At 72.3% G+C, this 16,023-nt stretch carries 13 protein-coding genes; 6 read left to right on the forward strand and 7 right to left on the reverse strand.

What is annotated here, in order from left to right:
• Positions 1-20: 20 nt before the first annotated feature.
• The 3 genes from ACH4DX_RS20055 to ACH4DX_RS20065 all read left to right on the forward strand — a co-directional run bounded on the left by ACH4DX_RS20055 (position 21) and on the right by ACH4DX_RS20065 (position 5,359).
• Positions 21-2,147 carry a CocE/NonD family hydrolase gene (locus ACH4DX_RS20055; protein ID WP_398156090.1) on the forward strand — a complete coding sequence of 709 codons (2,127 nt, stop codon included), beginning with the start codon at positions 21-23 and terminating at the stop codon, positions 2,145-2,147.
• A 99-nt stretch (positions 2,148-2,246) separates the two neighbouring features.
• The gene (locus tag ACH4DX_RS20060; RefSeq protein ID WP_398156091.1) at positions 2,247-3,017 is read left to right on the forward strand and encodes an HAD family hydrolase; all 771 of its coding nucleotides are present in this window, start codon (positions 2,247-2,249) and stop codon (positions 3,015-3,017) included.
• Entirely contained in the window at positions 3,014-5,359 is a 2,346-nt protein-coding gene (locus tag ACH4DX_RS20065; protein ID WP_398156092.1) for a glycoside hydrolase family 65 protein, read from the forward strand. The genes ACH4DX_RS20060 and ACH4DX_RS20065 overlap by 4 nt, the downstream gene beginning before the upstream one ends.
• Positions 5,360-5,437: 78 nt before the next feature.
• Here the strand turns inward: ACH4DX_RS20065 and ACH4DX_RS20070 are convergent, their stop codons facing one another.
• From ACH4DX_RS20070 to ACH4DX_RS20085, 4 genes are all read right to left on the reverse strand, one after another.
• Positions 5,438-5,767 carry an STAS domain-containing protein gene (locus tag ACH4DX_RS20070; protein WP_398122289.1) on the reverse strand — a complete coding sequence of 110 codons (330 nt, stop codon included), beginning with the start codon at positions 5,765-5,767 and terminating at the stop codon, positions 5,438-5,440.
• Positions 5,764-7,104 (reverse strand): PP2C family protein-serine/threonine phosphatase, encoded by a 1,341-nt coding sequence (locus ACH4DX_RS20075; RefSeq protein WP_398156093.1) that lies wholly within the window; start codon positions 7,102-7,104, stop codon positions 5,764-5,766. Before ACH4DX_RS20075 ends, ACH4DX_RS20070 begins: the two co-directional genes overlap by 4 nt.
• Complete coding sequence (locus ACH4DX_RS20080; protein ID WP_398156094.1) at positions 7,104-7,907, reverse strand: alpha/beta fold hydrolase; 804 nt, start codon at positions 7,905-7,907, stop codon at positions 7,104-7,106. The genes ACH4DX_RS20075 and ACH4DX_RS20080 overlap by 1 nt, the downstream gene beginning before the upstream one ends.
• 110 nt (positions 7,908-8,017) lie before the next feature.
• Positions 8,018-9,199, reverse strand: a complete 1,182-nt coding sequence (locus tag ACH4DX_RS20085) for a GDSL-type esterase/lipase family protein (RefSeq protein WP_398156229.1) — start codon at positions 9,197-9,199, stop codon at positions 8,018-8,020.
• A 186-nt stretch (positions 9,200-9,385) separates the two neighbouring features.
• Between ACH4DX_RS20085 and ACH4DX_RS20090 the strand changes: the two genes are divergently transcribed.
• Together ACH4DX_RS20090 and ACH4DX_RS20095 are read left to right on the forward strand one after the other, a co-directional pair.
• Entirely contained in the window at positions 9,386-9,880 is a 495-nt protein-coding gene (locus ACH4DX_RS20090; RefSeq protein WP_398122286.1) for a peptidylprolyl isomerase, read from the forward strand.
• Positions 9,881-10,395: 515 nt separating this feature from the next.
• Positions 10,396-11,196 (forward strand): VOC family protein, encoded by an 801-nt coding sequence (locus ACH4DX_RS20095; RefSeq protein WP_398156095.1) that lies wholly within the window; start codon positions 10,396-10,398, stop codon positions 11,194-11,196.
• A gap of 105 nt (positions 11,197-11,301) precedes the next feature.
• Here ACH4DX_RS20095 and ACH4DX_RS20100 read toward each other — a convergent pair whose 3' ends face one another.
• The gene (locus tag ACH4DX_RS20100) at positions 11,302-11,493 is read right to left on the reverse strand and encodes a CsbD family protein (protein ID WP_398156096.1); all 192 of its coding nucleotides are present in this window, start codon (positions 11,491-11,493) and stop codon (positions 11,302-11,304) included.
• A 152-nt stretch (positions 11,494-11,645) separates the two neighbouring features.
• On the opposite strand from ACH4DX_RS20100, the gene ACH4DX_RS20105 reads away from it, so the two are divergent.
• Positions 11,646-13,199: an FAD-dependent oxidoreductase gene (locus tag ACH4DX_RS20105; RefSeq protein WP_398156097.1), complete on the forward strand. Its 1,554-nt coding sequence runs from the start codon at positions 11,646-11,648 to the stop codon at positions 13,197-13,199.
• 19 nt (positions 13,200-13,218) lie between these two features.
• Here ACH4DX_RS20105 and ACH4DX_RS20110 read toward each other — a convergent pair whose 3' ends face one another.
• Positions 13,219-13,866, reverse strand: a complete 648-nt coding sequence (locus tag ACH4DX_RS20110; protein WP_398122282.1) for an endonuclease — start codon at positions 13,864-13,866, stop codon at positions 13,219-13,221.
• Positions 13,863-15,980, reverse strand: a complete 2,118-nt coding sequence (gene glgX, locus ACH4DX_RS20115) for a glycogen debranching protein GlgX (protein WP_398122281.1) — start codon at positions 15,978-15,980, stop codon at positions 13,863-13,865. The genes ACH4DX_RS20110 and glgX overlap by 4 nt, the downstream gene beginning before the upstream one ends.
• Positions 15,981-16,023: the final 43 nt, after the last annotated feature.

The raw sequence follows: 16,023 nt of genomic DNA on the forward strand, positions 1-16,023 counted from the left end.
GTAAGGAGCGACAGCGCCCGATGCGTCATGTGAGCAACCTCCCGTACGACATCAAGACCGAAGACCACGTCACCATCCCCGCCTCCGACGGCACCCTGCTGTCCGCCCGCATCTGGCGGCCCACCTCATCCGACAGTGATCCCGTACCGGCGATCCTGGAGTACATCCCGTACCGCAAACGCGATTTGACGGCGGAGCGCGACGCGATCCACCACCCCTACATGGCCGGTCACGGGTACGCCTGCGTGCGGGTCGACGTGCGGGGCACCGGGGACTCCGGGGGCGTGCTGCGCGACGAGTACCTGGAGCAGGAGCAGACGGACGCCGAGGACGTGCTCGCCTGGCTGGCCGCACAACCCTGGTGCGACGGCACCACCGGCATGATGGGGCTCTCCTGGGGCGCGTTCGCGGCCCTCCAGGTCTCCGCGCGCCGGCCGCCGAGCCTCGGCGCCATCGTCATCTCGTCCTTCACCGACGACCGGTACGCCGACGACATGCACTACATGGGCGGAGCCCTCCTCTCGGACAACCTCGGCGAGGCGGGCACCATGTTCGCCTACGGCACCTGCCCGCCCGACCCCGCGGTCGTGGGCCCACAATGGCGCGAGATGTGGCACGAACGCCTCGAAGGGACCCGGCCCTGGGTCCTCGAATGGCTGCGCCACCAGCGCCGCGACGACTACTGGCGGCACGCGTCGGTCTGCGAGGACTACCGGGCCGTGGGCTGCCCCGTCCTGGCCTCCAGCGGCTGGGCGGACGGCTACTCCAACGCCGTGACCCGGCTCCTCGGCCGTCTCGACGTGCCCCGCAAGGGACTCATCGGGCCCTGGTCGCACAAGTTCCCGCACCTGGGCGAGCCGGGGCCCGCCATCGGCTACCTCCAGGAGGTCGTCCGCTGGTGGGACCACTGGCTGAAGGGCGTCGACAACGGCGTGATGGACGGGCCCATGCTGTGGGCGTGGATGCAGGACAGCGTGCCGCCCTCCACCTCGTACGAGGAACGCCCCGGCCGGTGGGTCGCCGAACCCGACTGGCCCTCCTCGCGGATCACCCCGGTCGACTACCGCATGTCCGGTGGCGGTCTGAAGGCGGAGGCCACCGGGTCCGGCACGGGGAGCGACGAGGGCGCCGGGAGTGACGAGGGCGCCGGGAGTGACGAGGGCGCCGGGAGCGGCGGGAACGGCAAGGGTGCCGGGGACGGCAGGGGTGACGGCGGCATGGCCGTCCAGTCGCCGCTGTCCGTGGGGCAGTTCGCCGGCAAATGGGCCTCCTACAACGCCCCGCCGGACCTGCCCTACGACCAGCGCGAGGAGGACGGCGGCTCCCTGGTCTTCGAGACCGAACCGCTCACCGAACGCGTGGAGATCCTCGGCTCACCGACGGTCGAACTCGACGTCTCGGTCAGTGAGCCGGTCGCCATGGTCGCGGCCCGCCTGTCCGACGTGGCACCGCGCGGATCCGCGACGCGGGTCACCTACGGCCTGCTGAACCTCACCCGCCGGGACGGCGGCGAGGACGCGCCCGAGCCCCTCGAACCCGGCCGCCGCTACCGCGTCACCGTCCGGCTCAACGGCGTCGCGCAGTCCTTCCCCGCAGGTCACCGCATCCGTCTCTCCCTGTCCACGTCCTACTGGCCGCTGGCCTGGCCGCCGCCCGAGCCGGTGCTCCTGACCGTGCACGACACCTCAAGCGTCCTGACGCTGCCGGTGCGGCCGACGGCCGGGAACGACGAGTCGCCGCAGGACCCCTTCGGCGATCCCGAGGGGACCGAGCCCCCGCCGAGCACCCAGGTCACCGCCCCCGAGCAGCGCTGGCGGGTCACCCGTGACCTCGTGGACTACGCGGCCGAACTGGAGATCGTGAAGGACCGCGGTGTCGTCCACATCGATGACATCGACCTCGACGTCGGCCGCCGCGCCTACGAGCGCTACACCTCCGTGGCCGACGACTTCACCTCCGCGAGCGGCGAATCCGCCTGGACGATGAGCTTCCACCGCGACGACTGGGATGTGCGCGTGGAGACCCGCACCGTGCTCACCTGCGACAGGACCGACTTCCGTGTCGATGCCACGCTGGACGGCTACGAGGACGGCAAGCGGGTGTTCTCGCGCACCTGGAACGAGACGGTGCCGCGGGACCTCTTGTAGCGGCGGTCGGCCCCGTGACCGGCGCGCCGGGGCGTGCCCGCCGGTCACGGGGGCGGGCTGTGGGTTGTTGATCAGCGCCTGACGGGGAAGGTGCCTTTTATGGCCAAACATGACCCGCACCGCACCGAGCGCGCCGATCTCGGCCTCCCCGACACCATCAGGGCCTGCCTCTTCGATCTGGACGGGGTGATCACCAAGACGGCCGTCGTCCACGCGGCCGCCTGGAAGGAGGCCTTCGACGCGTTCCTGCGCGAGCGCGAGGGAGACGGCTTCCAGCCGTTCGACCGGGTCGGCGAGTACGACGAGTACGTGGACGGCAAGCCGCGCGCGGACGGAGTGCGCTCCTTCCTGGCCTCGCGCGGCATCGAGCTGCCCGAGGGAAGCCCGGACGACCCGCCGGACCGGCTGACGGTCCAGGGGCTCGGCAACCGCAAGAACGAACTGCTCCTGGAGAAGATCCGCTCCGGCGGCGTGGAGGCCTACGACGGGACCCTGCGCTACGTCCGGGCGGCGCGGGCCGCGGGTCTGGGCACGGCGGTGGTCTCCTCCAGCGCCAACTGCCGTGACGTCCTGCGCGCGATCGACGCGGAACCCCTCTTCGACGTACGGATCGACGGGGTCGTCGCCGTCGAGCGGAAGCTGCCGGGCAAACCGCGGCCCGACACGTTCCTCGCGGCGGCGGCCGACCTGGGCGTCGAGGCCGCGCAGGCCGCGGTGTTCGAGGACGCGCTCGCGGGCATGGACGCGGGGCGCTCGGGCCACTTCGGCTATGTCGTCGGCGTGGACCGCGTCGGCCAGGCGGACGCCCTGCGCGCCCACGGCGCGGACCGCGTCGTACAGGACCTCGCGGACCTCGGGGGGCAGGCATGATCACGCACGCGTCCTACGGGGTCGAGCCCTGGTGCCTGCGCGAGAACGTCCTGAACCTCGACGTCCTTCCGCAGAGCGAGTCGGTGTTCGCCCTGTCCAACGGCCACGTCGGCTGGCGCGGCAACCTGGACGAGGGCGAACCGCACGGCCTGCCGGGCTCCTACCTCAACGGCGTCCACGAGATCCACCCCCTCCCCTACGCGGAGGCCGGCTACGGCTATCCGGAGTCCGGCCAGACCGTCATCAACGTGACCAACGGCAAGGTCATCCGGCTCCTGGTGGACGACGAGCCCTTCGACCTGCGCTACGGCCGCCTCGTCTCCCACGAACGGGTCCTCGACCTGCGCGAGGGCGTGCTGCGCCGGACCTGCGAGTGGACGTCGCCGGCCGGGCGCACCGTGCGGGTGCGCTCCACCCGGCTCGTGTCCTTCACCCACCGGTCGGTGGCCGCCGTCGCCTGGGAGGTCGAGGCCGTCGACAGCGAGGTCCGCGTCGTGGTCCAGTCGGAGCTCGTGGCCAACGAGCAGCTGCCGGGATCGCCGGAGGACCCCCGCGCCGCCGCCGTCCTCGACTGCCCCCTGGCCCCGGAGGAGCACCACGCCGGGAACAAGCGGCTGCGGCTCGTGCACCGCACCCGGCGCAGCGGCCTGCGGGTCGCCGCGGCAGCCGACCACACCGTCGACGGGCCCGACAGGACCCGGGTGAGCGGCGAGTCCGGGGACGACGTCGCCCGGCTCACCGTCACCTCCGTCCTGGAGCCCGGGCAGCGGCTCCGCCTGGAGAAGTTCGTGGCCTACGGCTGGTCGGGCACGCGCTCCCTGCCCGCCGTGAGCGACCAGGTGGACGCGGCCCTCGCGGCGGCCACCGACACCGGCTGGGCGGGTCTCCTGCGTGACCAGCGGGCCTACCTGGACGCGTTCTGGGGGCACGCGGACGTCGAGGTGGATGGGGACGAGGAGATCCAGCAGGCCGTCCGCTTCGCGCTGTTCCACGTCCTTCAGGCGGGGGCCCGGGCGGAGCGGCGGGCCATCCCGGCGAAGGGGCTGACCGGCTCCGGCTACGACGGCCACGCCTTCTGGGACACCGAGACCTTCGTCCTGCCGCTGCTCACGTACACCGCGCCGGACGCCGTCGCCGAGGCGCTGCGCTGGCGCCACGCCACGCTGCCCGCGGCGCGCGAGCGGGCCACGCAGCTGGGCCTGCGGGGAGCGGCGTTCCCCTGGCGCACCATCGAGGGCTCGGAGGGGTCGGCGTACTGGCCCGCGGGCACCGCCGCCTTCCACGTCAACGCCGACATCGCGGACGCCGTGGTGCGCTACGTCCGTGCCACCGGCGACGAGCGGTTCGCCCGGGACGCGGGCGTCGAGCTGCTCGTGGAGACGGCCCGGCTGTGGCGGTCGCTCGGCCATCACGACGCGCACGGCGCGTTCCACATCGACGGCGTCACCGGACCCGACGAGTACAGCGCCGTCGCCGACGACAACACGTACACCAACCTGATGGCCCGCACCAATCTGCTCGCGGCGGCCGACTTCGTCGAGCGCCATCCCGAGCAGGCCGCCGCGCTCGGCGTCGACGACGAGGAGAGCGCGGCCTGGCGGGACGCCGCGGAGGCCGTGCACATCCCGTACAACAGCGAGCTCCAGGTGCACGAGCAGCACGCCGGCTTCACCCGGCACCAGCGCTGGGACTTCGCGGCGACACGGCCCGACCAGTATCCGCTGATGCTGCACTTCCCCTACTTCGACCTCTACCGCAAGCAGGTCGTCAAACAGGCGGACCTGGTGCTCGCCATGTACACCTGCTCCGAGTTCTTCGACGAGGAGCACCTGGCGCGCAACTTCGCCTACTACGAGCCGCTGACCGTCCGCGACTCGTCCCTCTCCGCGTGCAGCCAGGCCGTGATCGCGGCGCGCACCGGCCATCTGGGCCTCGCCTACGACTACTTGGTCGAGGCGGCCCTGATGGATCTGAACGACCTGGAGAACAACACCCGCGACGGGCTGCACATCGCCTCGCTCGCCGGGACGTGGACGGCGCTGGTCGCCGGCTTCGGCGGCATGCGGCGGCGCGGGGAGACCCTGGAGTTCACGCCGCGCCTGCCGGAGCGGCTGAGCCGCGTCTCCTTCAAGCTCCAGGTGCTCGGGCGGTGTCTGAAGGTGGAGGTCCACGCGACGGCGGCCACCTACACCTTGCTGGCAGGCCAGGAGCTGACGATCCACCACTACGGCGAGCCGCTCACCCTCGCCGCCGAGGAGTCGCGCAGCCGGGAGATCCCGGAGCTCAAGCCGCGCCCCGCGTTGGACCAGCCGCCGCACCGGCGTCCGAACGCGCACCGCTGAACGTCACCGGTCTCGACGCCGGGGATGTCACGCGGCGTCGGCACCGGGAGCGTCACTCGGTGTTCGGCACCGGTGACGTCACTCGGTGTCGGCGTCGGGGCGGATGGTAAAGACCCGGTCTAGGCCGACGATGGTCAGGACCCGCATCGTCTTGGCGGGGACCGCCGCCAGAGCGATGTCGGCGCCCGCGGCGTGCGCGTGCTGGCGGGCCGCGAGGAGGGCCGTGATGCCGCTGGAGTCGCAGAACTCCAGGCCGGACAGGTCGATGACGAGCCATTGGCCCGGCTCGAGCACGAGTCGGTCGACCTGGTGGCGGAGGGCGGCGGCCTGGTCGTAGTCGAGTTCGCCGACCACGTGCAGGACGGGTCCGGCGGCGGTGTCGCTGCGGGTGATGTTCAACGGGTTCATGAGGGTGGGTCCGTTGCGGGGCGGGGGTGCGGACGGGCGGCGGGGACGCCGAGGGCGAGCAGTGCGGTGTCGTCGTCCAGGCCGTCGCCGAAGCCCCGCAGCAGCGTGGTCAGCGCGGTGACCGTGTCCTGCGGCGCGGCCGGGGCCTGACCGGCGCCGAAGGCCAGCAGCGCGTCCTCGCCGAACAGCTGGTCGCGCCCCGGTCCCGTGCGGGCCTCGGTGAGGCCGTCGGTGTAGAGCAGCAGCGTCTCACCGGGGGCCAGGGTGGTCTCGACGGTACCGATGGGGGCGGTGGGGAGTATCCCTATGAGCAGTCCGCCCGGCGTCGGCAGGTAGTGGGCGCTGCCGTCGGCGCGCAGCACCAGGGCAGGGGGGTGTCCGCCGGAGGCAAGGCGCACGGTGGCCCCGCCGTCGGCTCCGGGTTCGACGATGCCGAAGATGGCCGTGCAGTAGCGGGGGTCGCCGCCTGCCGCGTACCGCTCGTGCAGGACGGCGTTCAGGGTGGTGAGCGCCGCCGTGGGTTCGGGGTCGTGCAGGGCCGCGGCCCGCAGGGTGTAGCGGGTCAGCGAGGTCAGGGAGGCGGCCTGGGGCCCCTTGCCGCACACGTCGCCGAGGAAGAACGCCCAGCGGGTGCCGTCGAGGGGGAACAGGTCGTAGAAGTCGCCGCCGAGCCGGTCGGCGGAGGCGGTGTGGTAGTAGACGGCCGTCTCCAGACCCGGCACCGGCGGCAGCGAGGCGGGCACGAGGGACTGCTGGAGCACGGCGAGGGCGTCGGCGAGGCGGGCCCGGTCGGCCTCCGCCTGCCGCCGGGCCTCCTCGGCCTCGGCGCGTGCCCGCTCGGCCTCCGCGCGCGCCTGCTCGGCGTCCCGGCGGCGGCGCAGCAGTTCCTCTTCGTAGGAGCGGCGGTCGGAGGCGTCGAAGACGGTGGTGCGGATCAGCATCGGCTCGCCCTCGGTGCCGTGCTTGACCACCGAGGAGACGAGAACCGGCAGCCTGCCGCCCGCCGCGGTCCGCATCTCCAGGGCGACGCCCCGCAGTTCGCCCTGCATCCGCAGCAGCGGAGCGAAGTGTGTCTCGTGGTAGAGCTTCCCGCCGACGGTGAGCAGGTCGGCGAAGTGCTTGCGCCCCACGACGCCCGCACGGTCGAGGCCGAGCCAGCCGAGCAGGGTGGCGTTGATCCTGGCGATCGTGCCGTCCATCATCGTGGAGAGGTAACCGCAGGGAGCCGACTCGTACAGCTCCTCGGCGCTGTCCTCAAGGAGCGCGGTGAACGTGACGTCCACGCCCGCGTCGTCCCCGGTGCCCGACGGCTCCGCTCCTTGGCCCCTTCGGCCCATCACCGCACTGTGCGCAGAAAGTCGAGGATCGCTTCCGCGGTGGCTTCGGGGGCGCTCAGCTGCGGGCAGTGCCCGGTGGCCTTCAGCGTGACCAGGCGGGACGCGGGCACGGCGGCCTGCACATAGGCGCCGACGGCACGGGGCGCGATCATGTCCTCGGTGCAGTCGAGCACCAGCGTGGGCACGGACACGCCGGGCAGGTCCTCGCGGCTGTCGGACAGGAACGTCGTGCGGGCGAAGACGCGGGCGATGTCGGGGTCGGTCGCACAGAAGCTGTTGGTCAGCTCCTGCCCCAGCTCGGGCCGCTCCGGATTGCCCATGATCAACGGCGCCATGGTTGAGGACCAGCCGAGGTAGTTCGCCTCCAGGGACTCCAGGAGCTCCTCGATGTCCTCGGCGCTGAAGCCGCCCCGGTAGCCGTCGTCGTCGATGTAGCGGGGCGAGGGGGCCACCATCACCAGGGCCCCGATCCGCTCGGGCGCCGTGCGGGCGGCGAGCACACCGACCATGGCGCTGACCGAGTGCCCCACGAACGCCGCGCGTTCGAGGCCGAGTTCCTCGCACACCTCGACGACGTCACGGGCGTAGCCGTCGAGCGAGGCGTACCGCTCCGGGTCCCAGGCGGACAGGTCGGAGCCGCCGGACCCGACGTAGTCGAAAAGGACCACGCGGTACCGCTCCGCGAGCGCGGGCACGATCAGGCGCCACATGTTCTGGTCGCAGCCGAAGCCGTGCGCGAGCACCACCACCGGCCCGTCGACGGGGCCGGACACCGTCACGTTGTTCCTGCGGAGGATGCTCATGACAGCCATCCTCGCACGGCGCGGACGGTGCGGGGGACGCGCCCTCCGTCGCCTTGGAGGCCACCGCGACCTGCGCGGACGCGTGACGGCCGCTGAGGCCGCCGGGACGCTCACGCGGAGCGGCGTGCGGTGGGGCGGCGCGGGGCGGCCCCGCGTCCGAAAGGTCCGCCGTCCGCGAAGGCGACGGCGGCGAAGCGCTTGCCCATCCGCCGGTACGCGGCGGCGTCCGGATGCAGGCCGTCCGTCAGGCCGCCCACGTCGTCCGGGCCGAGCAGCTCGCGTCCGTCGAGGTGGCGCAAATGCGGGTCGTGCGCCCCGCGGGCGGCCACGAGGCGCGCCAGCTCGTCCCGCACCACCGCCAGCGTCAGGGCCCCGGTGTCCACGTCGTCCGGGTCCCCCAGGGCCACGATCCCGCCGTCCCGGCCCGTCGTGGCCGGTCCCGGGGTGTGTTCGAGGGCCGGGCAGCTCACCGGTGACACCACGAGGAGCGGGGTGTCGGGGTGCCCGTCCCTGATCGTGTCGAGGAATCCGTGCACGGCGGGCGCGAACGTCCGCAGCCGGAAGGCGGCGAGGGCCACGATGTTGATGCCCACCTTGAGGCTGATCAGGTCGGCGGGCAGATCGCGGATCGTCCTCGCCACATACGGGTCGAGGACGGAGTTGCCCGCCAGGCTGAGGTTGATCGTCTCCACTCCCCCGAGCGCGGCGGCCACGGCGGGCCAGGTGCCGGTCGGTCCTTCGGCCTCGACGCAGTGGCTGATGGAGCTGCCGTGGTGCACCCAGCGGCGGCGGCCGTCCGGCAGGGGCGCCCGCACCTCGCCGTCGACGCGCAGCGCCACCAGTTCCGTGGGGGTCTGCTGCGGGAGCCACAGCTCGACGTGCTTCATGCCGGGCCGCAGCCCCGTGAACCGCACGACGCCCGGTTCGCCGGGGACCAGGCGCTGTTCGCCCCCGGGCCCCGCCCTCCGCATCACATGGCCCACGGGCGCCTGCCGGCGGCCGGCCAGGACGCCGTCGACGAGCAGTTCGAGCATCCCGGTGGGACGCGGCGCCTCATCGCTCTCGAGCTGTCCGGTGCAGGTGAGGACCTCCAGCTCCAGCTCGCACGCGTCGGTGCGGAACACCAGGCGTACGCCCCCGGGCATCATGGTCACGCCGTCCATCGAGGGGTCCTGGTACTGCTCCTTGGTCCACGCGGGCAGTCGGCGGGGCAGCACTCCTGTCGGTGTCCGCTCCAGATCCAGCGCCCCGCGCAGCTCCACGGGTCCGTCCACCAGCGGAATGGTCCGCATCGTCACCGTCACCGCTCCCGTCCCGGGCGTGTGCCGGCCCGACGTCGACTCGAACATGTCACAGGGCCGAGGTACCCCGTCGGACCTGAAGGAAAAGGGGGGCGGGACGGGCTGATCCGCGGCACGGAGGGGTTCGCGGGCGACGCTGTTTCGACGCACGCGGACGCGTCATGGAGAATCAGGGCCATGAGTGAGAACGTCTACTTCAATGTGTCGGCCAACGGCGAGAACCTCGGCCGCATCGTCTTCCGCCTTTTCGACGACGTCGTCCCCCAGACGGCCCGCAACTTCCGCGAGCTGGCCACCGGCCAGAACGGCTACGGCTACAAGGGTTCCCCCTTCCACCGCGTCATCCCCGAGTTCATGCTCCAGGGCGGTGACTTCACCAACGGCAACGGCACCGGTGGCAAGAGCATCTACGGCGAGACGTTCGCCGACGAGAACTTCCAGCTCAAGCACGACAGGCCGTTCCTCCTGAGCATGGCCAACGCGGGCCCCGGCACCAACGGCTCGCAGTTCTTCGTCACGACCGTCGTCACCCCGTGGCTGGACAACAAGCACGTCGTCTTCGGCGAGGTCGTCGAGGGCGAGGACGTCGTCAAGGCTATCGAGGCCCTCGGCAGCCGCTCCGGCACCACCGCCAAGAAGATCGTCATCGACGACAGCGGCATCGTCGCCTGACCGGCCCCGCTCCCACGGTGACGTGATCACGGCGCCCGCCCTCCCCCTTCGCCCGCGTACGTACTACCGCGTACGCGGACGAGCTCGCAGGTCGAGCACGGGGAGGGCGGCCGCCGTCCGCGTCCCGGTGGACGTCGATGACGCCCCGACGGCGTCGTGGGAGGTCACGGTGCCGGTGGCGGGCTGGCGGTACCGGTGACGGGCTGGCGGCGGTGACGGCGGCGCACGGCGTGGAACTGGGCCGCCCGGGTGACGCCCTTGGACGCCCCCGGCCGCCCGGTGACAGGCGCCTGCGTAAGGGGATCGGCGCGCCAGCGGGTTCTGCGGAGCGCGGGGCGCGACGGGAGGGGATGATGGGTGTCGAGGGGCCACGGGCCCACGGTGCCGGCCGGCCCCGGAAGCCTGGCGCGCACCATCCGCGTGGCGACCGCGTGTGACCACAGGGGCGGCGGCGTCGCGCGGGTTCGCGACCTCCGCCCGGCCGCCAGACATCGACCGCAGAACGGGTACTGCGCATGAACAGCCACGGAACAACCGCAAGCGAGGTCGTCGCCAGCCACTCGGTGTTCGGCGCACCCTGCTGGGTCACTCTGACCACACGTGATCTGGCGGCCGCCGAGGCGTTCTACCACGCCGTGCTCGGCTGGGAGTGGCGCACGGGCAGGCTCGGCGAGCAGTACCGGTTCGCGAGCGTGAACGGAGTGCCGGTGGCCGGGGTCGCGGCGGTGGAGAGCGTCGGGCGGATGGCCGTGGCCTGGACCCCGTACTTCGCCGTGTGCAGCGCGGACGACACCGTGGCCCGCAGCCAGGAGCGCGGCGGGACGACCGCCGTGGGACCGCTCTCGTTCCCCCCGGGCCGCGCCGCCCTCCTCGCCGACCGGGACGGTGCCGTCTTCGGCATCTGGGAGGGCGAGCTGGTGTCGGGCTGGGAGGACTGGCGCCGGGCGGCGCCGGTGTTCGTCAAGCTGCACACCCGGGACGCCTTCGACGCGGCCATCTTCTACGCGGAGGTCCTCGGCTGGGAGTCCGCCGAGACCGGCTGCTGCGAAGTGCGCTACGAGGACAACGAGGTCGTGCTGCGCAGTCAGGGCGACGTCGTGGCCCGCATCCACTCGGGCGCCGTGGAGGCCGCGCCCGACCCCACGGTCCGGCCGCGGTGGGAGATCCATTTCGCGGTCGCCGACGTCGCCGCCTGCGTCCGGGCCGCGCAGGCCAACGGCGGCAGCGCCGTGTACGAGGGGACCGGCATGGAAGAGGCGATCCTGCGGGATCCGGACGGGGCCCGCTTCATCGTGAGTGCCCGGCCGCGGCGGTGAGGTTCCGGTGCGGTTCCCGGCCGCAGTGGTGAGGCTTGGGGGCGGCGGGCTCCCCCGGCGGGGCGGGGCGGGGGCGGAAGCCGTGCCCGCCCGGCTTCGGCGGCGTCAGCCCTGGTCACGTCCCAGGGAGGGATCGGCCTTGCGGGCGCGTTCCCGCGCGTCGTGCATGGCCCTCTTGGCGTCGCCGCGGGCCTGGTCCACCTTGCCCTGGACCTGCCGTTCGCGATTGCCGGTGATCTTTCCCGCCATCTCCTTGGCCTTGCCCTTGGCCTTGTCCACGCTGCCCTTGCCCGCCATGGCTCCTCCTCGCCGAAAGGGGAATGTTCCGGCTTCAACGTAAGTCGGCCCTCAAGGACTCGCACGCCGGGACGTGTGGCTTCGAAGGTTTCCCGGGTACCCGGCACCGCATCCGGCGCCGGCCGGGCGGACAGCGGAATGCAGAGGAAGACATGACCGAACAGCCCCGCTCGAGCATCGACGAGTCGTACTGGATGGCCACCACCCCGGCCACGCACTACCCGGCCCTCGACACCGATCTCACCGCGGACGTCGTGGTCGTCGGCGGCGGCATCGCCGGCCTGTGCACCGCCTGGGACCTGGTGCGCGCCGGTGTCGACGTCGTGGTCCTCGAGGCGGACCGGATCGCCGCCGGCGTGAGCGGCTACACCACGGCGAAGATGAGCGCCGCCCACGGCCTGATGTACGCGCAGCTGGAGGCCAAGAAGGGCGGCGACGACGCCCGGCTCTACGCGCTCTCGCAGCAGGACGCCGTGGAGCGTACCGCCTCGCTGTGCGCGGAGCTCGGCATCGACGCGGATCTGGAACGCGCCGCGGCCTTCACCTACGTACAGGACCCCGACCGGGTCGACGAGGTCCGCGAGGAGGCGGCGGCGGCGCGGCGTGCCGGGCTCGACGCCTCCTTCGTGACCAGCACCGAACTGCCCTTCGACATCGCGGGCGCGGTGCGCGTCGCCGATCAGTTGCAGTTCCATCCGCGGAAGTTCCTGCTGGCCCTCGCCGAGCACATCACCAGGGCCGGGGGACGCATCTTCGAGCGGAGCAGGGTCACCGATCTGCACGACGGCAAGCGCTGCCGGTTGACGACCGAGTCCGGGGACACGGTCGAAGCGGGTGACGTGGTGGTCGCCACCCACTACCCGATCTTCGACAGGACTCTGCTCTTCACGCAGCTCAAACCGCACCGCGAACTCGTGGTCGCCGCACCGGTGCCGTCGGCCGCCGCCCCCACGGGCATGTACATCACGCCGGAGGGCGGAAAGCGTTCGCTGCGCAGCGCGCCCTACGACGACGAGCACCGGCTGCTCGTCGTCACCGGCGAGTCGTTCGAGCCGGGCACGGGAGACGTGCGCGAACGGCTCCAGCGGCTCGAGGACTGGGCGCGGACGCACCTGCCGCACTTCGCCGAGGCGCACGACGTCTACCGGTGGGGCGCCCAGGACAACGACTCCGTCGACGGCGTGCCGTACGTGGGGCACGCGCACCCGCGCACACAGCACCTCTACGTGGCCACCGGCTTCGGCGGCTGGGGCATGAGCAACGGCGTCATGGCGGGCAGCCTGCTCACCGCCCACATCGTCGGCGGTCCCCGGCCTGCCTGGACCGAGCTGTACGACCCGCGCCGCCTGCCGCCGGTCCGTAATGTGGGCACCCTCGCCTCCCAGCAGGTCACCGTGGCCAAACACTTTGTCGGCGACCGGCTGCGCACCAGTCACGTCGACTCCGTGGCCGACATCGCGCCCGGCAGCGGCGCCGTCGTGCGCCTGGACGGCCAGCGGTGCGCGGTGTACCGCGATGAGTCCGGGAAGGTCAGCGCGGTCTCCGCCCGCTGCACCCACCTCGGCTGCCTGGTGCACTTCAACAACGCGGAGCGGGCCTGGGAGTGCCCCTGTCACGGCTCCCGCTTCGCGACGGACGGAACGGTCCTGCACGGCCCCGCCACCCACCCCCTGGAACCCCGCGAGTCCCCGGAGGCCAAGCCCTAGCCGCCCGGGAGGCCACGCCCTAGCCGCCCGCCCGCTCCAGGCAGCGCTCCGCCAGCTTCCGGTCCAGGGCGGCTCGGACCAGCGCGGCGGCCACCACGCCCGGCCGCCGGTCGCTCAGCCTCAGCAGCGCGGACGTGCTCTGCGGCAGCCCGAGGCGCTCCGCGCCCTGCATCGCCTTGCTGTCGACGTAGGGCGCGTACTCGGGCCAGACGTCCTGTACCTCGCGCAGGAAGATGTTCGCTCCGGTGGGGCCGAGTCCCGGCACCCGTTGCAGCAGTTTCTTCGCGGCGGCCGCGTCGCCGTCTGCTTCCTCGCGGAGTTCGCGCAGATCGCCGTGCCAGGTGTCGAGCACGAGGTGGGCCGCGTCGCCGAGGCGGGTCGCGGTCTGTTCGTCGTAGCGCCGGTAGCCGCCGCGTCCCAGGGCGTCGACCCGCTGCTGCCAGGTGGCGTCGGCCATGTCACGGGGGCCGCGCAGGCCCGCCTCGTACAGCGCGCGCGAGGTCGACACCGCGACGGAGGCCCGGATGCGGGCGCTCAGCAGCGTGGCGAGGACGAGCGTGCGGTAGAGCGGCTGGGGGGTGTCGGCCGCCCGGATGCCGGCTTCCGCGGCGTAGGTCTGCCCGGCGGTCCCGAGCAGTTCGCGCAGCACGGCTTCGTGGGCGGTCATGGCGTCACCTCCGAGGGGCGGGACAGCAGGAGCAGACTGCGCGGTCCGACGGGGACCTCGCTGCCGGCCTTGTGTTCCGTCTCGTCCCACAGGCCCCGCGGGTCCGCGGTGTCGAGCCGGGTCTGCCAGCACTCACCGTACGTGGTGTCCGGGAGGCGGAAGACGACTTGGTCGCCGCAGCTGTTCAACAGCAGCAGAAAGGAGTCGTCCACCACGGCCCTGCCCTGGTAGTCGGGTTCCGCGATGGCGTCACCGTTGAGGAAGACACCGATGGCGTGGGCGTCGGGGCGCTGCCAGTCCTCGTCCGTCATCTCGTGGGCGTCGGGCCGCAGCCACACCAGGTCGGGCAGTGGCCTGCTGTCGCGCGCAGGGGCCTCACCGCGGAAGAAGCGGCGTCTGCGCAGCACCGGGTGCGCGGCGCGCAGGGCGATGGCGCGCCGGGTGAAGTCGATCAGCTCGCGCCGCTCGGTGTCGAGGTCCCAGTCGACCCAGGAGACCTCGTTGTCCTGGCAGTAGGCGTTGTTGTTGCCGTGCTGCGTGCGGCCCAGCTCGTCGCCGTGGGCGAGCATCGGGATGCCCTGCGAGAGCATGAGGGTGGCGAGGAAATTCCGATGCTGTCGTGCGCGCAGCTCCAGGATCCACGGGTCGCTGGTGGGGCCCTCCACACCGCAGTTCCAGGAGCGGTTGTCGCTCTCGCCGTCCTGGTTGTCCTCTCCGTTGGCCTCGTTGTGCTTCTCGTCGAACGACACCAGGTCGCGCAGGGTGAAGCCGTCGTGGGCGGTGACGAAGTTGACGCTGGCGCGCGGCCGGCGGCGGTCGTGCTGGTAGAGGTCGGACGAGCCGGTCAGACGGGAGGCGAACTCGGCGAGCGTGCCGTCCTCGCTGCGCCAGAAGTCCCGTACGGCGTCCCGGTACTTGCCGTTCCACTCCGACCACAGCGGCGGGAAGTTGCCGACCTGGTAGCCGCCGTCGCCGACGTCCCACGGCTCGGCGATGAGTTTGACGCGGCCCACCACCGGATCCTGCTGGACCAGGTCGAAGAACGCCGAGAGCCGGTCCACGTCGTGGAACTGCCGCGCGAGCGTGGCCGCGAGGTCGAAGCGGAACCCGTCGACGTGCATCTCGGTGACCCAGTACCGCAGTGAGTCCATCACCAGTTGCAGGACGTTGGGGTGCCGCATGAGCAGGCTGTTGCCCGTGCCGGTGGTGTCGAAGTAGTGGGCCGGATCGTCTTCGGCGAGCCGGTAGTAGGAGGCGTTGTCCAGGCCGCGGAACGCGAGGGTGGGGCCGTTCTCGTTGCCCTCGGCGGTGTGGTTGTAGACCACGTCGAGAATCACTTCGAGCCCGGCCGCGTGCAGCCGCTTGACCATCGACTTGAACTCGGTGACCTGCTCGCCGCGGGTGCCGTGCGCGGCATAGCCGTTGTGGGGGGCGAAGAAGCCGATGGACGCGTAGCCCCAGTAGTTGGACAGGCCCCGGTCGCGCAGAAAGCCGTCCTGCACGTACTGGTGCACGGGCATCAGCTCGACAGCTGTCACCCCGAGGGAGGTGAGGTGGCCGATGACCGCGTCGGTCGCGAGGCCCGCGTAGGTGCCGCGCAGCTCCGGAGGGACTTCGGGGTGCCTGCGGGTGAGGCCGCGGACATGGGTTTCGTACACGACGGTCTCGGCGTAGGGCCGCCGCAGCGGCTGGTCGTCCCCCCAGGAGAAGGACGGGTCGGTGACCACCGAGAGCGGGGTGTGCCCGGCGCTGTCGGTGCGGTCGGGCCCTTGCGCCGCGCGCTCGTACAGCGCGGCGTCGTTGTCGATCTGCCCCTCGACGGCGGTGGCGTAGGGGTCGAGGAGCAGCTTCGCGGGGTTGCAGCGGTGGCCCGCGGCGGGGTCCCAGGGTCCGTGCACGCGGTAGGCGTAGCGCTGTCCCGGTCCGACTCCGGGCAGATAGCAGTGCCACACGAAGCCGTCGACCTCGGTGAGGGTGACGTCGTCGTGGGTGCCGCCGTCGTGGCAGAGGACGAGGACGACTCGCTCGGCGGCCTCGCTGAACAGGGCGAAGTTCGTGCCTTCGCCGTCGAACGTGGCGCCGAGGGGGGACGGGGATCCGGTCCAGGTGCGCAAGCGTCTGCCTTCCTCGCGAGGAGTCGTGGGGGGGCGGGGCGGC

Source organism: Streptomyces sp. NPDC017940 (assembly GCF_044328435.1).
Lineage (GTDB): Bacteria > Actinomycetota > Actinomycetes > Streptomycetales > Streptomycetaceae > Streptomyces.

Bases quoted from the DNA above. Each gene is read 5' to 3' on its own strand.
- ACH4DX_RS20075 (WP_398156093.1), bottom strand. From the start codon at position 7,104: ATGGGCCGAAGGGGCCAAGGAGCGGAGCCGTCGGGCACCGGGGACGAC.
- ACH4DX_RS20065 (WP_398156092.1), top strand. From the start codon at position 3,014: ATGATCACGCACGCGTCCTACGGGGTCGAGCCCTGGTGCCTGCGCGAG.
- ACH4DX_RS20105 (WP_398156097.1), top strand. From the start codon at position 11,646: ATGACCGAACAGCCCCGCTCGAGCATCGACGAGTCGTACTGGATGGCC.
- ACH4DX_RS20070 (WP_398122289.1), bottom strand. From the start codon at position 5,767: ATGAACCCGTTGAACATCACCCGCAGCGACACCGCCGCCGGACCCGTC.
- ACH4DX_RS20055 (WP_398156090.1), top strand. From the start codon at position 21: ATGCGTCATGTGAGCAACCTCCCGTACGACATCAAGACCGAAGACCAC.
- ACH4DX_RS20095 (WP_398156095.1), top strand. From the start codon at position 10,396: ATGAACAGCCACGGAACAACCGCAAGCGAGGTCGTCGCCAGCCACTCG.
- ACH4DX_RS20090 (WP_398122286.1), top strand. From the start codon at position 9,386: ATGAGTGAGAACGTCTACTTCAATGTGTCGGCCAACGGCGAGAACCTC.
- ACH4DX_RS20080 (WP_398156094.1), bottom strand. From the start codon at position 7,907: ATGAGCATCCTCCGCAGGAACAACGTGACGGTGTCCGGCCCCGTCGAC.
- ACH4DX_RS20060 (WP_398156091.1), top strand. From the start codon at position 2,247: ATGGCCAAACATGACCCGCACCGCACCGAGCGCGCCGATCTCGGCCTC.
- ACH4DX_RS20100 (WP_398156096.1), bottom strand. From the start codon at position 11,493: ATGGCGGGCAAGGGCAGCGTGGACAAGGCCAAGGGCAAGGCCAAGGAG.
- ACH4DX_RS20110 (WP_398122282.1), bottom strand. From the start codon at position 13,866: ATGACCGCCCACGAAGCCGTGCTGCGCGAACTGCTCGGGACCGCCGGG.
- ACH4DX_RS20085 (WP_398156229.1), bottom strand. From the start codon at position 9,199: ATGCGGACCATTCCGCTGGTGGACGGACCCGTGGAGCTGCGCGGGGCG.